The following is a 13,824-nucleotide window of genomic DNA, read 5'->3' as shown; positions in this document are numbered from 1 at the left end:
ATAATCTTTATAGAACAAAAAAGCACCTCAGAAATGAGGTGCTTTTTTTATTTCTCAATCAAAGTATCTGTACCCAAATATTGATTAGCTTTATTATAATACCAAGCTCGTACTTTTGGCATTTTTATACCATTAACTAGAGTTTCTTCAGATAATAAAATATACTCTCCTGATTCTGGTTTTATGTTACCGTTTTCATCGGTTTTATAAAACTGATAGACTTCCATAGCATAGCTGGTTGGATTAAAGTAAAAATACCAAACATCGCTTCCTACAGCTTCATCATACATAACTTTTAAAACTAAATACTCTTTACCTTTAAATGTTTTAAGTTCTATCGTTTCGTTAAGGTTGGTGCCAGGATCTTTCAGCTTCATGGGTAAACCGTAGAGATAAGTATAGTAGTTTTTATAGAGTTTGGCTCTGTCGCAAGACATATTGTGTGTTGAAGCAACGATGCTATCTACACTTTTACCATTATATGCCATTATACAATTGTCTTTGTCAATGGTATATGTTGTAGTAACAGTATCTCTTTTTGCACTAACGCTAAAATATTTATTGAGTAAATTAATTTTAATAGCACTTATTCGCTTTGGTGAGTTAGGTGTAGTCATTACAACAGTAAATTGTCCATCAAATGCGGACCAATTTCCATCTGGATCGTGATAGGCTATGGTCTTTTGTAAAAGCTCCTCAGCAGTTATATTTTGAGCCGAACAGGGAAAAGCTACAAGCAATAGACTAATTATAAATAGATGTTTCATACCAGATGTATTTGTTTAAAAATACAACTAAAAAGAAAAAGAAAAGCACCCAATCCCTAACTGCAAGGGTGGGTGCTTTTTTATTTAATATAAGAGATGGATTACTTAGCGTCCATCAGTGCAAAAAACTTATCAATGTTTGGCATTAAAATTATACGAGTTCTTCTGTTTTTAGAGCGGTTTTCTCTACTGTTATTATCAACTAATGGTTGGTAGCTACTACGACCAGATGCAATTAATTGTTCTGGCGCTACGTTGTATTTGTTTTGTAATTTTCTTACTACAGATGTTGCTCTCAATACACTTAGGTCCCAGTTATCAGCGATTTTTTCGGTATTAATGGTTCTAGAATCTGTATGGCCTTCTACCATTACGTTAATACTTTCTTCCGAGTTAATAACGTCTGCTAATTTTTGAAGTATATTATTTGCTTTATTACTTATTCTATAACTTCCTGTATTAAATAACATCTTATCAGAAATAGAAATCATTACCACGGTTTCGTTAATGTTTACAGCGATGTCTTCATCTTCATTTAAATCAGACGTATCCATAGTTTTAGCGAGGTTATACTGCACTGCTAAGTTCATGGAATCCTTTAAGGTTTTAGCTTCTGCTAATTTTGCAGGATCTACCTGTTGTAAAGTCGCTAACATTTTACGTTTAGCTTCATTAGATATTACTGATCCATCTGCATTAACATCTAATTTAATGTCGTTTTCTACTTTAAGACCCTCTACATTTTCATTTAAAGCATTTATTTTCTTATTATAACGATCTACTCTAGCTTGTATTTGTGCAAACTTATTTTCTAAATCTTCTTTTGCTACTTGGGTTTTGGTTAGTTGACTTTTAATTTCACCATTTTCTTGTTCTAACGCTATATATTTCTTCTTAGAGACACATGCCGTCAGTAGAAGTGTGGTTACTAAAAGAATTGAAATTTTTTTCATGTTTTAATTTTTTTGGATGTTATTAATCAATTATATCTTCATATACGGCAAAATTAGAGCCTTGGATTATCTATGTATGATTTAATTACTATTTTGTTTAACTCAAAAAAAAATCCTCAAAGTGATTTGAGGATTTGGATATAATCTTAAGTAGTTGATATCTAAATTATTCATCTTGTTCAATGGTAGTCTGAGCTGGTGTAATAGAGCTGTCATGTGCGTGGAAATATTCTTCCAACAAATTCATCATATTTGTTAAAAGATCTTTTGTTTCTACTAATAAATTAAAATAGAGGGTTGTATTTTTTGGACTAGACTCTTCACTCCGTGTTCGTTCTACTTGTTTCTGAATTTTTTCTCTAACCAAATCAAAGATTTTTGACTTATTGGCTAACACAGCACCAATTTGTTCAAAAGAACGCGATTCAAAAGCTGTTTGTGTTGTTTTAAATAGATCTTCTAAATTATCGTCCAAATCTTTGAGTTCTTTAATTTGGCTAAATTTTAATTTCCTGTGATTGTTGTTAATATGTTTATGGCTCGCTTTAGAAATATAGGCTAACGATTGCGCCATATCTTGTAAATGCCCTAAAATATTGATGTAAAAGTTACTGGCTGAGACACTAGGTTCTTCTAGGTTTCTTATAAAATAGAAGATATTATCCTTTAGATCATCAATCTCATCAGATAATTTATCAACTTGTTTACGATTTTTCTTAAGTACTTTTAAATCCTGTACAGCCAAGCCGTTAATTGCAGAAGTGTATATTCTATTCCCACGACTAATTACGTTGGCAATATTTGATGCACTTTCATGAATTACACCTTGTGTAGAATTACTCTCGGCACGTTCAAGTTTATCTTCTTCGCGCATAATTTTTGAACTCTTACGGTGCAACAAGTAATTTCTAATTAATAATACCATAGCAAGAATTAAAAGTCCTGTAAGCGCATAACCACCTCCATGATATAAAATGTAAGCCATTATTGCTGCAGCTACAAAAGCACTAAATGCCGTAAAAAACCACCCTCCAATAACGTTAAGTACACCCGCAACTCTATAAACAGCACTTTCACTGCCCCAAGCTCTATCTGCTAAAGAGGTTCCCATAGCAACCATAAACGTAACATAAGTTGTAGAAAGTGGAAGCTTCATTGAGGTTGCAACAGAAATAAGCACACTAGCTACCATTAAATTAACTGAAGCACGGACAAGGTCAAAGGCTGGTTTATCTTGAATTTTTATAACACGTTTAGGTTCAACAAATCGATCATTAGACCACTTTTTAAAAGTATTAGGTAATATTTTATTAACACTATCATTAAGTCCAATTGTGAGACGTACAATGTTTCTAGATAAAAAATTAGGTTCAAAACGTTCTTTAACTTCATCTTGCCTAGATAGATCTACTGAAGTTTTTACAACGGCCTTAGCCTTACTGCTAAACCATAATGTAAGCACCATAATTAATCCAGCAATTAACAAAAGGCAGAGCTCTGTTCGTACAGGTTCTCCGAGAGCAACCATTGCGTAATTGGTTGCTTCTATTCCGCTGGTAGACCAAACCTCATAAGAATTATAAGCCGCAATAGGTACACCGATAAAATTAACCAAATCATTACCTGCAAATGCAACAGCTAGTGCAAATGTTCCTACAATGATTATAATAGTATAAATCTTTGCATTGAGCAATTTAATGGCGAGTAATGATAAAATGGTAAATGCTACAAAGCTCAGTGCAATAAACGTAACCGGATTATTACTCAAAAACTCTTTAACAGACGGAGGCATAAAGGCCGCATTCTTTAATCCTTTTACTATTATAAAATACATAATCGAAGTAATCGCAAAACCACTAAAGATAGACCCATACCAATCTGGTTTTTCCTGAAAATTAAAGGATAATAACAATCGCGATACATACTGTACTATAGCGCCAATTGTAAAGGCGACTACTACTGAGAGCAGTATGCCTAGTATAATTTCTATAGCCTTTTCATTATTTATATAATTAGTAAGGTCTGTAATGGATTGGGTGTTATCTCCGTAAATTTTTATTAAGGCTACAGCGACTGATGCACCTAATAATTCAAAAACAATTGAAACTGTTGTAGAAGTTGGTAAACCTAAGGTGTTAAAGAAATCTAAGAGGAGTATATCTGTGAGCATTACGGCCATAAAAATCACCATAATCTCATTAAACATAAATTGGCTAGGATTAAAAATACCTTTACGAGCCACTTCCATCATACCACTAGAGGTCATTGCACCAACTGCTACTCCTAAACTAGCAACAATCATTATGGTTTTAAATGAAACGGCTTTAGAGCCAATGGCAGAATTTAAAAAGTTTACGGCATCATTACTTACACCAACTACTAAATCTGCAACAGCTAAAAATGCCAAAGCAGCAAGCATATAGATATAAAGATTTTCCATGTACGTGGGTAGCTAATAATTGAATGCAAATTAATTTAATTATTTTTAATCTGACGTTATTTAGAGGTTATTTATTTTTTGCTCAAACCGCTTATAATCTAACTATAAAGCTTAATTATACTCTTAAAATTAATCCACTTAGAATAAAAAGTTTCTGTTCAGTGCTATTGTTAATGGCTTCAAATCGATACTCTAAGCCTAATTGTAGTTTTAAAGCTTCAGAAAGAAGCCATCCCAGATGTGAGGTGGTACGGTGATCTAGCTCTGGTTGATTTACTTTGCTATGGCTAAGTAATGCTTCCATAGCACATATTAAGTAGAGCTCACCACCATTAAGTTTTTCTCCTTTAAGAGGAATGTCTAAGGCAAATCGGTATCGCGATCTAAGAATTGTAACATCTTCTAAAATACGTTGTTCAAATCTTAAACGGTGTCCAAAACGCATGGCTCCATTAGTCTTTGTATAATTAAATTGTTGAGTTAGTCGTAATTCGTTAGTTCCTCCATCTATAACTTCCCTAAATCTATACTGAATACCTAAACCGAGACTATGATTGTAATCTAGGTTAAGAGTTGAAAAATGTACAACATCTAATTGTCTATTTTCAAAATTGAAATTACTATCTTGATACATAAAATAGCGAGATCTTACCGAGAAGTTAATTTTATATTTACTATTTATCTTATGGTTTAAAGTTAAACTTGTTTCACCCAAACCTTCAAAGTCCTGTTGTGCAAAAAGGAATGAGCTTACCACGCTTAAGCCTATGATTATAATGAGCTTAGTAAAGGACATACTCATATGATGTGGGTTTAATAACTCTAAAGTTTATAAATGCTCCGTTTTGATTAAACGTAAATTCTCGCATCTCACGACTTTTCTCTGTTTTAACCTCTGCTATAATTTCATAATTTACAATGGTACCATTGTCATGATTTAGGATATTTGTTATAAAACCCTCTACGTTTGAGTTTTGATCAAAAACAAATTGTTTTTGGACTTTTATGAGTTTGTATTTTAAGTATTTAGTATTAAAATAGTTCTCTATTTTTATTTTTGTAGGACTATTAATGGTTTTTATTGTAATGATAACTTCGAGATCTTCAATACGACCGTTAGGTGAAAATTCTAAACTAAACCACTGTCTATTATATTTAAACTTGGTTTCAAAACTTTGCTTGTTTCCATCCGTTTCCTTGTAATATTTTATACGCTTACAGTCTTTAGGTAAATAATTAAGAATGTTTTGAGCTTTAACAGGAAAATGAGATCGTTTTATCCGTTGTTCTTTTTCTTTTTTGGTTTGACTAACAATATATTGTGAACAGACTATAAAAATTAAAGTCGTTATAAGTATTCTAACGTTCATAGGTTTAAAATGTACAAAGCAAAAATAAGACATATACCCATCATTTAGTTTAATGTATTGTAAAAAGAGGTTTCAATGTTACTAAATTGAATTAATTTAAAATACTGCAAATCAAATATTTACAGGTTCAATGTTAATTTAATGTTACGTAAGTGTTGTTTAAATGTAAAAAAAGTATTAAGTTTGTTACGTAATCATTAATAATACCCAAATAGATATGAAAAAGTTAGTTACCATCTTATTAGTATTGACAGTAAGTCTTACCTATGCTCAAAAGGAAAGAGAATTAAAATTAAATAAAGATAAAAACCTAATTGAAGTTACTTATTATTATGATAATGGTGAAGTTAGCCAAACTGGTTATTACACTGTTGACGGTAAGTTGCATGGTGAGTGGTTAAGTTTTTGTGAAGAAGGTAATAAATTAGTATCGGCTAAGTATGATGAAGGGAAGAAAGTAGGTAAATGGTTTTATTGGAGTGGTAATACTTTAAAAGAGGTGGATTATTCTAATAATGCTATTACAAGTGTTAACCAATGGACAAGTTCTGACGCTAAGGTGGCCTCTAACAAATAAAAATAAAACAGTATTAAATAGAAAAAAGCATCTTCAATGACGAAGATGCTTTTTTTATATTCTATGTTTTCTAGTTTATATAGAATTCATTAGTTTCTTGTCCAACCAGCGTTCCAAGTATTGTATTCTGCGCCAGTACCATTACCAATACCAGAGAAGAACGTGTCTTCATTAAACTGCGCGTCAGTATCATTTTTTAAGCTTAAAACGATATCATCAAAAGAGATGTCTGTTACGTTTGTGTCACCAGCTAGTACACCATTGCCTGTTTCACTATCATCCAAATCATAAGCCTCTTCAAAACCTTCAATAAAAACGTTATTAAAAATAGCTCTTGTACCTGCTCTTAATCTAATAGCCTCATTACCGTTGCTTGATCCTAAACCATTAATGGTAAGATTGTTTATTGTAGGTGCACTCCAAAATATAGGACTAGAGTTATTACCGATATCTGTATTAAATCCGTCACCTTCAATACCTTTATCATGAGATTGTCTGTGTTCTATGTAAACATCTGTAAGTGTACCTGTGAAACCTTCGGTCCAATCAACAGAGTCATCTTGAGCACCAACAACAGAGATGTGAGATGCGTTTACCGTACCTCCAAAAAATTCTACACCATCGTCAGCACCTTCAAACGCCTGAATAAAATCTATGGTGGTCCCATTACCTACACCGTAAAAAGAGAATCCGTTATTTTCTGAAGCAGCATCAGCAGCACCACCAGAATATTCTATACGTAGATATCTGATGATTCCTGAATTGTCGTTAACATCGCTACCGCCATAAGGTAAACCACCTATTTCAGATGTAGAAGTAGCATCACCACCAACTACAGAGTTTATTGGAGCACGTCCTAAAACGATAAGTCCTCCCCAATCACCAGGGTTTGGTGTAGCAGAATTAGACGTAAAGACAATAGGGTTAGACGATGTACCTTCTGCCATAATCATACCGCCTTGTTTTATAGCAACATAAACATCAGAACCCGTAGTTGCTTTTACTACAACTCCCGGCTCAATAGTTAAAACTAAACCTGTTGGCACTATAAGTGCACTTGATAAAATATATTCTGTACCAGTAACAAGCGTAAGGTTAGAAGTAAGCGTCCCACCTATTTCCAAGTCAGAAGGGTCAACTGTGCCAGCTCCGTTGTCACCCTGGTTAATAGTAATATCTGCCGTGTCATCAGCAGCACAACTTGTGGCTAATATAGAAACCACTGTTAAGAATCCTAAAAGTAATTTGTTTGTTTTCATGTTTGTTTAAAAATTAATTTTAAAAAGGTTTTTTTGGTTAAAATTTATATTTAAATTGTAGGCTAGCATTAACGCCTCTTTTATAACTCGATAGTGCAAATTCAGATAAATTAGGATTTACACCCAGATCACTAGCTAAAACAGGATCAAAAGATACATTCTCACGAACACGCTCAATGGTTGGGTTAAGAATGTTCTTTACACTAGCATTAATTTCAAAATTTTTGTTGATGGTATTCTTCCAGACAAAGTCTAAAGTAGGCACACCTTTTTCAATAATATTTCCAAGTTGCCCTGCTCCTAAGGCATCAATACGGTCCGAGAAATAAGAAAACACCAAGTTAGCTACGGGTTTGTACTCGCCAAATGTTGGGCTATAGCTTACATCTGCGTTAATTAACCATGGCGATGCTCCTTGTAATTCGTCAGAATCTCTATTAAAGTTGGTGCCAAAAGTACCTGTAACCGTTTTTAAATCTTGCTTGGTTGTGGTGTAGGTAATATTCATCCCAGCAGCTAAAATGCTTTTGTCATCTTCATCTTTAATAAGTTTTTTTCTAGCTTCAACTTCTACTCCAAATACATCAGCCCTATCTCCTGTTCTAAAGAAACGTTGTGTACCTGTAGCATCGTTAGCAGATACTAAGTTAACAGGGTCATTAATGGTTTTATTAAAGACTCCTAATGATAAAATTTCACCACTATTTATAAACCATTCGTACTTAAAATCTAAGTTTACTATAGTAGAAAACGCAGGGTCATTTAATAAATCTGGATTACCACCAATACGATCAATTACATTTTCGTAAACAAATGGCGCTACTTCTTTAAACTCTGGGTTAGATACCGTTCTACTGGCCGAAACACGTAGATTTTGATCTTCGGTTAGCGCATATTTTATATTTAAACTTGGAAGGAAAAATGTCTCATTAGCTTCATTACTGCCAGGATTATTAAACGATAGATTAATTACGTTATAACTAATTTCTTGATTAAAACGCTCAACTCTTACGCCAGGGACGAAGGTCCATTTTTCGCCAGCTTTATAAATAGCATCAGTATATAACGCATGCACACTAAGGTTACCTTGGTACGTATTTTCTAATTGGCCTGGTAAGTTTTCTCTGCCTAACCCGTTTGCAGGATCTAGCGGACGGAAAACACTGGTATTATAAAGTACTCCTAAATTTTCGCGTGTAAAAAAGGCATCAAAATTATTGACATCTGCAATCTCTGTAAATGGATTAATAATGTCATAACCATAGCGTTGATTGTTAAAAGTACGTTCTTTAGAACGACCATTATATCCAAAATTAAATATTAAATCTTCAGAGGTTTCATAAATTAAATTTAAACGCGCATTAATCTCGTTATCTTCGATATTTTGGAAATAGCGTTGGTTATCAAATTCAACATTTCTAAAAAAGATTGCATTGGTATTAGGGTCGTTATCTAGTGTGTTTTCAAAACGCTCTAAAGCAATACGCTTACGGTCTGGTTGGCGCGCTAAAACAGCATTGTACCCAACACCGTAGTCTAATTTTAATTTTTCACTAAAATTACTTGTTCCTAAGATTTGATTCACAAAGATCATATCTTGCTCAAACTGTACGTTTTGCGTAAAAAAACCAAAATCATCGTTATCTGCTATAGTGTTACGATTATAACCACGACCATCAATACCAAAACGACCAACTTCGTCCGTAGCAGCATTAATAAATAACGAATTGTATTTTATTTTATGGTCATTGTTTATTCTGTAAACTATGTTAGCCATAGCTGTAGTGGTACGCGAAAACTCAAATTCCTCTGAATCCTGAAATATGGTATTTGCCGCTGCTGTAACATTGGCTGCTTGGCCTCTTCGGTATTCAAAACTACTACCAAAAGAAGCTGTTGTAAAAAGACTTAAGCGAGATTCTTCACCAATATTCCAAGATTTTCCACCAGAAAAACTACCTTCTAAACCTACCGTTCCGTCTATACCTTGTGGGTCCACACCATGCGATAATACTACAGCGTAAGGGTTGTTTCTGTACCTGTTGTAAAAACCAAAATAGCCTGTACCTTCACTTTTAACAAAGTTTTCTCCTATGGCATTAGAGTTAAAGTTAGAGCCTAAATTAACATCTAAAAAGAAGTCACCTGTATATTCTTTGGCAACAACATCTACATTACCAGCAGCAAAGTCACCATAAAAATTAGCAGCATAGGTTTTACTGACACCAACATTTTGTATAACATCTGAAGAAAAAAGATTAAGATCCATATTTTTCTTTTCAATATTGTTAGCAGGTAATGTTAAACCATTATAAGTAGTGTTTAAGTAACGATCTCCTAAACCTCTTACATAGACATTGCCTCCACCTTCTTGTTTTGAAATACCTGATATTTTAGTTACAGCACCAGCAGCATCGCTAACTCCTTTGCGAGAGAGCTCAACAGCACCTATACTTTGTTTAATGGTAACCGCTTTCTTTTGATCTAATAAAAGAGCGCTTTCACTTTCTTTTCTAGCGGTAACAGGTGTTAATACAACTTCATCTAAGACAGCTGCTGAAGCTCCCATAGAGACATTAAGTGTTGTTTTTTGACCTGCTGTTACTTGAGTAACAATTTCTTGTGTCTCATAACCAACAAAACTAAATACAAGTGTGTAAGCGCCTGGTTCTAATTCATCAAAAATATACAAGCCATCAATATCAGAGGTTGTACCCGTAGATGTGCCTTTTATAACAACATTAGCAAAAGGTAATGGGTCGTCATTAAAGTCTTTATCGGTAAGTTTTCCGGTAATAGACCCAGTTTCTTGTGCATAAGAAAATAGAGCGAAAATAAGGGTAACTAAAAGGTTGAATCTTTTCATCGTTTATATAAAAAATTGCTGATGCAAAGAAACGGCTGTATTCGCTTTTTAAGGTTAATCAAAAATTAAAGATTTGTAATCATAAGGTTAGCTTAGTGTTAGATTAATATTAATAACTTTTTACAAATGGAAACAATTTGTTAACATTGAAAGTTGCTAGAATCTGTAGATAATTTTAAAGTTTATTCTATACCAATTTATATCTTGCACACTCTAAATAAAATGTTATGAATTGGGAACAGTTACTATCCTTAAAACGTTTTGGCGACACTAATAAAAGACTGCGAAAAGAACAAGATGAAACCCGTTTAGGTTTTGAAGTTGATTACGATCGTATTATATTTTCTTCGGAGTTTCGAAGTCTTCAAGATAAAACACAGGTGGTACCGCTGTCTAAGACAGATTTTGTACATACGCGGTTAACACATAGTTTAGAAGTGAGTGTTGTAGGTAGGTCACTTGGTAGAAAAGTTGGAAATTTATTATTGGCTAAATATCCGCATTTAAGAAGCGTACTAGGTTATCAAATGAATGATTTTGGGGCCATAGTAGCTGCGGCAGCTTTAGCGCATGATATCGGTAATCCACCCTTTGGACATTCTGGTGAAAAAGCTATAGGCGCTTATTTTAAAGCCGGTAAAGGAAAAGTTTTTAAAGACTTAATGACCGATGCAGAATACCAAGATTTATGTGATTTTGAAGGCAATGCTAACGGCTTTAAAATTTTAACAGAAAGTAGAGAAGGTAGATTGGGTGGCTTACGCTTAAGCTACGCAACACTTGGTGCATTTATAAAATATCCTAAAGCGTCTCTACCTAAAAAACCATCGTCTCATATTGTAGATAAAAAATATGGGTTTTTTCAGAGCGAAAAAGATATGTTCTTAGACGTGGTGACTGAATTAGGTTTAATAAAACGGAGTACTAATTATTTGAGTTATAACAGGCATCCTTTGGCTTTTTTAGTTGAAGCCGCAGATGATATTTGTTACACAATCATAGATTTTGAAGATGGTATTAATTTAGGCTTAATACAAGAAGAATATGCACTAGAATACCTTACCAATTTGGTAAGACCAAAGATTAAAACTGAAAATTATAATGCGCTTAAAACAACGGCAGACCGCGTAAGTTATTTGCGTGCGTTAGCAATAAGTACTTTAATTGACGAATCTGTAGACATTTTTATGGAGCACGAGGAAGCTATTTTAGAAGGTAAATTTGAAACAGCACTTTTAGATGTTAGTCAATACAAAGCACAGATTAAGGATATTATTAATCTCAGTGTAAAGAATATCTATAATTCAGAAGAGGTTTTAAATAAAGAAATTGCGGGTTATGAGATTTTAAATCAATTACTAAATGCTTACGGAACATTGGCTCAAAACTATTTTGATGAAAATCTTACTAGCTACGATAATTTATTGCTCAACCTCCTGCCCGAAACGGTTAAACTAACACATACATCACTGTATCAAAATTTGATAAGTATTTGTTTATACCTCTCTAAATTATCGGACACCAACGCCATGTTATTGTATAAAAAACTCAAAGGAGTAATGTTATAAAACATGCATTTCGTCGAATAAATTTGTTTTTTAACGATGTAATTGGTTTATTGTTCGTCCTTAATACTTTTAATAAACACCTACTTATGAGAAACAATATTCTAGGCGGCTTGGTCATTTTCGTTGTTGTAATGGCATGCCTTTTAATGTTAGACGATATTACAAACACACCACAAGAACACATAATAAATAAAACGGAAAGTATACAAACTAAAGATGATGAAACATCTAAAGAACTTGCAACACTAGGGTACCGAGAGTAGACTTTTAATTTTTTCTCTTACGGAATATACATCTAAATGTTCTAACTGCTGTAACTCGGACACCTTACCATGGCTAATAAACTTATCCCTAATGCCAAGTACAGTAATTGGCTGTTTATAGTTATGTGTATTTGCAAAATTTAAAATAGAACTACCAAAACCACCAATGGTAGTTCCATCTTCTATGGTAACTATAATAGTATGCTTATTAAAAACCTTATGTAATAATTGTTTATCTAACGGTTTTACAAATTGCATATCGTAATGAGAAACTTCTAAGTCTAAGGTAGCATATTCAATAGTCTTAGCCATAGTGCCAATAGAGAGTATAGCTAATTTTTTTCCTTTCTTTAAGCAAATGCCTTTGCCAATTTCTATAGGCTTAAATGGTCTTTTCCAGTCTAAAATATGACCTCTACCTCTAGGGTAACGTATCACTAACGGGAAATTTATACCAAGCTGGGCCGTATACATTATATTACGAAGTGCAATGGCATCTTTTGGTGCAAAAATTACAAGATTGGGAATACAGTTAAGATAAGCCAAATCAAAAACACCATGATGTGTAGCTCCATCTTCGCCAACTAAACCAGCACGATCAAGACAAAAAATAACAGGTAAATTTTGTAAAGCAACATCATGTATAACTTGGTCGTAAGCACGCTGTAAAAATGTAGAATAAACGTTGCAAAACGGAATTAAACTCTGAGTGGACATGCCAGCAGCTAAAGTCACAGCATGTTGCTCTGCAATGCCAACGTCAAATGCACGGTCAGGAATTTTATCCATCATATATTTTAAAGAACTGCCTGTAGGCATCGCTGGTGTTATACCAATAATATTTTTATTTTTTAAGGCAAGCTCAACAATGGTCTCGCCAAATACGTCTTGATATTTTGGTGGATGACTAGAGCTAGACTTAGCAAGAAGTTCTCCAGTGTTTGCATTAAACCTTCCAGGTGCATGGTATGTTACCTGATTTTCTTCGGCTTGTTTTAAACCTTTACCCTTTGTTGTTATCACATGCAAAAATTTAGGACCTTTTACGTGTTTTAGGCGCTGTAATTCTAAAAGTAATAGTGGTAAATTATGGCCATCAATAGGGCCAGAGTAATCAAAATTTAAGGCTTCAAAAATATTATCTTGCTTTTCCGTACCTTTTTTTACATTGGTTAAATATTGTTTTAGTGCACCAACGCTTGGGTCAATACCTATAGAGTTATCATTTAAAATGACCAATACATTAGCATCGGTAACGCCTGCATGATTAAGGCCTTCAAAAGCCATTCCGCTTGCAATAGAAGCATCTCCAATTACAGCAATATGTTGTTTGTCTTCTCCTTTAAGTTGTGATGCTATAGCCATACCTAATATAGCAGAAATTGAAGTGGACGAATGCCCAACACCAAAAGCGTCATAGATGCTTTCATTTCTATTAGGAAAACCACTAATACCTCCAAGTTGCCTGTTGGTATCAAATATTGCTTTGCGGCCAGTTAGTATTTTATGGACATAAGCCTGGTGCCCAACATCCCATATTAATAAATCTTTTGGTGTATTAAATACATAATGCAATGCAATTGTTAATTCTACAACACCTAAACTTGCACCTAAGTGACCTTCTTTAGTCGCTACAATATTGATGATAAATCTACGTAGTTCTTTAGCCAAATGAGGCAAATCCTCTGGTTTAAGTTCACGAAGATCTTTGGGGAGGTTTATATGGTTTAAAAACGATGATTCCATTGAACTACAAATGTA

General features: G+C 33.7%; 11 protein-coding genes. 3 read left to right on the top strand and 8 right to left on the bottom strand.

The features are described from left to right. Positions 1-47: 47 nt before the first annotated feature. The 5 genes from Q0800_RS05575 to Q0800_RS05555 form a co-directional block, all read right to left on the bottom strand. Positions 48-767, bottom strand: a complete 720-nt coding sequence (locus Q0800_RS05575) for a DUF6503 family protein (RefSeq protein WP_299128231.1) — start codon at positions 765-767, stop codon at positions 48-50. 101 nt (positions 768-868) lie between these two features. Next, positions 869-1,720, bottom strand: coding sequence for an OmpA family protein (locus Q0800_RS05570; RefSeq protein WP_299128229.1), 852 nt, complete (start codon positions 1,718-1,720; stop codon positions 869-871). 166 nt (positions 1,721-1,886) lie between these two features. Continuing rightward, positions 1,887-4,160, bottom strand: a complete 2,274-nt coding sequence (locus Q0800_RS05565; RefSeq protein ID WP_299128227.1) for an inorganic phosphate transporter — start codon at positions 4,158-4,160, stop codon at positions 1,887-1,889. A 115-nt stretch (positions 4,161-4,275) separates the two neighbouring features. After that, a complete protein-coding gene (locus tag Q0800_RS05560; RefSeq protein WP_299128226.1) occupies positions 4,276-4,962 on the bottom strand; it encodes a DUF2490 domain-containing protein in 687 nt (228 codons plus the stop codon). Beyond that, the gene (locus Q0800_RS05555; protein ID WP_299128225.1) at positions 4,943-5,530 is read right to left on the bottom strand and encodes a hypothetical protein; all 588 of its coding nucleotides are present in this window, start codon (positions 5,528-5,530) and stop codon (positions 4,943-4,945) included. The genes Q0800_RS05560 and Q0800_RS05555 overlap by 20 nt, the downstream gene beginning before the upstream one ends. A gap of 217 nt (positions 5,531-5,747) precedes the next feature. Between Q0800_RS05555 and Q0800_RS05550 the strand changes: the two genes are divergently transcribed. Then, positions 5,748-6,107 carry a nicotinic acid mononucleotide adenyltransferase gene (locus Q0800_RS05550; RefSeq protein WP_299128224.1) on the top strand — a complete coding sequence of 120 codons (360 nt, stop codon included), beginning with the start codon at positions 5,748-5,750 and terminating at the stop codon, positions 6,105-6,107. A gap of 89 nt (positions 6,108-6,196) precedes the next feature. Here Q0800_RS05550 and Q0800_RS05545 read toward each other — a convergent pair whose 3' ends face one another. Continuing rightward, on the bottom strand, positions 6,197-7,366 hold the full coding sequence (locus Q0800_RS05545; protein ID WP_299128223.1) for a multidrug transporter: 1,170 nt from the start codon (positions 7,364-7,366) through the stop codon (positions 6,197-6,199). A gap of 37 nt (positions 7,367-7,403) precedes the next feature. Further along, complete coding sequence (locus tag Q0800_RS05540) at positions 7,404-10,232, bottom strand: TonB-dependent receptor (protein ID WP_299128222.1); 2,829 nt, start codon at positions 10,230-10,232, stop codon at positions 7,404-7,406. A 227-nt stretch (positions 10,233-10,459) separates the two neighbouring features. On the opposite strand from Q0800_RS05540, the gene dgt reads away from it, so the two are divergent. Together dgt and Q0800_RS05530 are read left to right on the top strand one after the other, a co-directional pair. Next, a complete protein-coding gene (gene dgt, locus Q0800_RS05535) occupies positions 10,460-11,800 on the top strand; it encodes a dGTP triphosphohydrolase (RefSeq protein WP_299128221.1) in 1,341 nt (446 codons plus the stop codon). A gap of 86 nt (positions 11,801-11,886) precedes the next feature. Continuing rightward, the gene (locus Q0800_RS05530; RefSeq protein ID WP_299128220.1) at positions 11,887-12,063 is read left to right on the top strand and encodes a hypothetical protein; all 177 of its coding nucleotides are present in this window, start codon (positions 11,887-11,889) and stop codon (positions 12,061-12,063) included. Here Q0800_RS05530 and Q0800_RS05525 read toward each other — a convergent pair. After that, on the bottom strand, positions 12,046-13,809 hold the full coding sequence (locus Q0800_RS05525; RefSeq protein ID WP_299128219.1) for a 1-deoxy-D-xylulose-5-phosphate synthase: 1,764 nt from the start codon (positions 13,807-13,809) through the stop codon (positions 12,046-12,048). The genes Q0800_RS05530 and Q0800_RS05525 overlap by 18 nt on opposite strands. Between the last annotated feature and the right edge of the window lie 15 nt (positions 13,810-13,824).

The sequence above is a fragment of the uncultured Winogradskyella sp. genome, from assembly GCF_937958655.1.
GTDB lineage: Bacteria > Bacteroidota > Bacteroidia > Flavobacteriales > Flavobacteriaceae > Winogradskyella.
This window is presented reverse-complemented; position numbering and strand designations above follow the sequence as displayed.

What these genes read in the sequence shown, in the direction of transcription:
- Q0800_RS05560 (WP_299128226.1), bottom strand. Translation starts at nt 4,962, where the DNA reads ATGAGTATGTCCTTTACTAAGCTCATTATAATCATAGGCTTAAGCGTG.
- Q0800_RS05525 (WP_299128219.1), bottom strand. Translation starts at nt 13,809, where the DNA reads ATGGAATCATCGTTTTTAAACCATATAAACCTCCCCAAAGATCTTCGT.
- Q0800_RS05570 (WP_299128229.1), bottom strand. Translation starts at nt 1,720, where the DNA reads ATGAAAAAAATTTCAATTCTTTTAGTAACCACACTTCTACTGACGGCA.
- Q0800_RS05550 (WP_299128224.1), top strand. Translation starts at nt 5,748, where the DNA reads ATGAAAAAGTTAGTTACCATCTTATTAGTATTGACAGTAAGTCTTACC.
- Q0800_RS05545 (WP_299128223.1), bottom strand. Translation starts at nt 7,366, where the DNA reads ATGAAAACAAACAAATTACTTTTAGGATTCTTAACAGTGGTTTCTATA.
- Q0800_RS05540 (WP_299128222.1), bottom strand. Translation starts at nt 10,232, where the DNA reads ATGAAAAGATTCAACCTTTTAGTTACCCTTATTTTCGCTCTATTTTCT.
- Q0800_RS05575 (WP_299128231.1), bottom strand. Translation starts at nt 767, where the DNA reads ATGAAACATCTATTTATAATTAGTCTATTGCTTGTAGCTTTTCCCTGT.
- dgt (WP_299128221.1), top strand. Translation starts at nt 10,460, where the DNA reads ATGAATTGGGAACAGTTACTATCCTTAAAACGTTTTGGCGACACTAAT.
- Q0800_RS05555 (WP_299128225.1), bottom strand. Translation starts at nt 5,530, where the DNA reads ATGAACGTTAGAATACTTATAACGACTTTAATTTTTATAGTCTGTTCA.
- Q0800_RS05530 (WP_299128220.1), top strand. Translation starts at nt 11,887, where the DNA reads ATGAGAAACAATATTCTAGGCGGCTTGGTCATTTTCGTTGTTGTAATG.
- Q0800_RS05565 (WP_299128227.1), bottom strand. Translation starts at nt 4,160, where the DNA reads ATGGAAAATCTTTATATCTATATGCTTGCTGCTTTGGCATTTTTAGCT.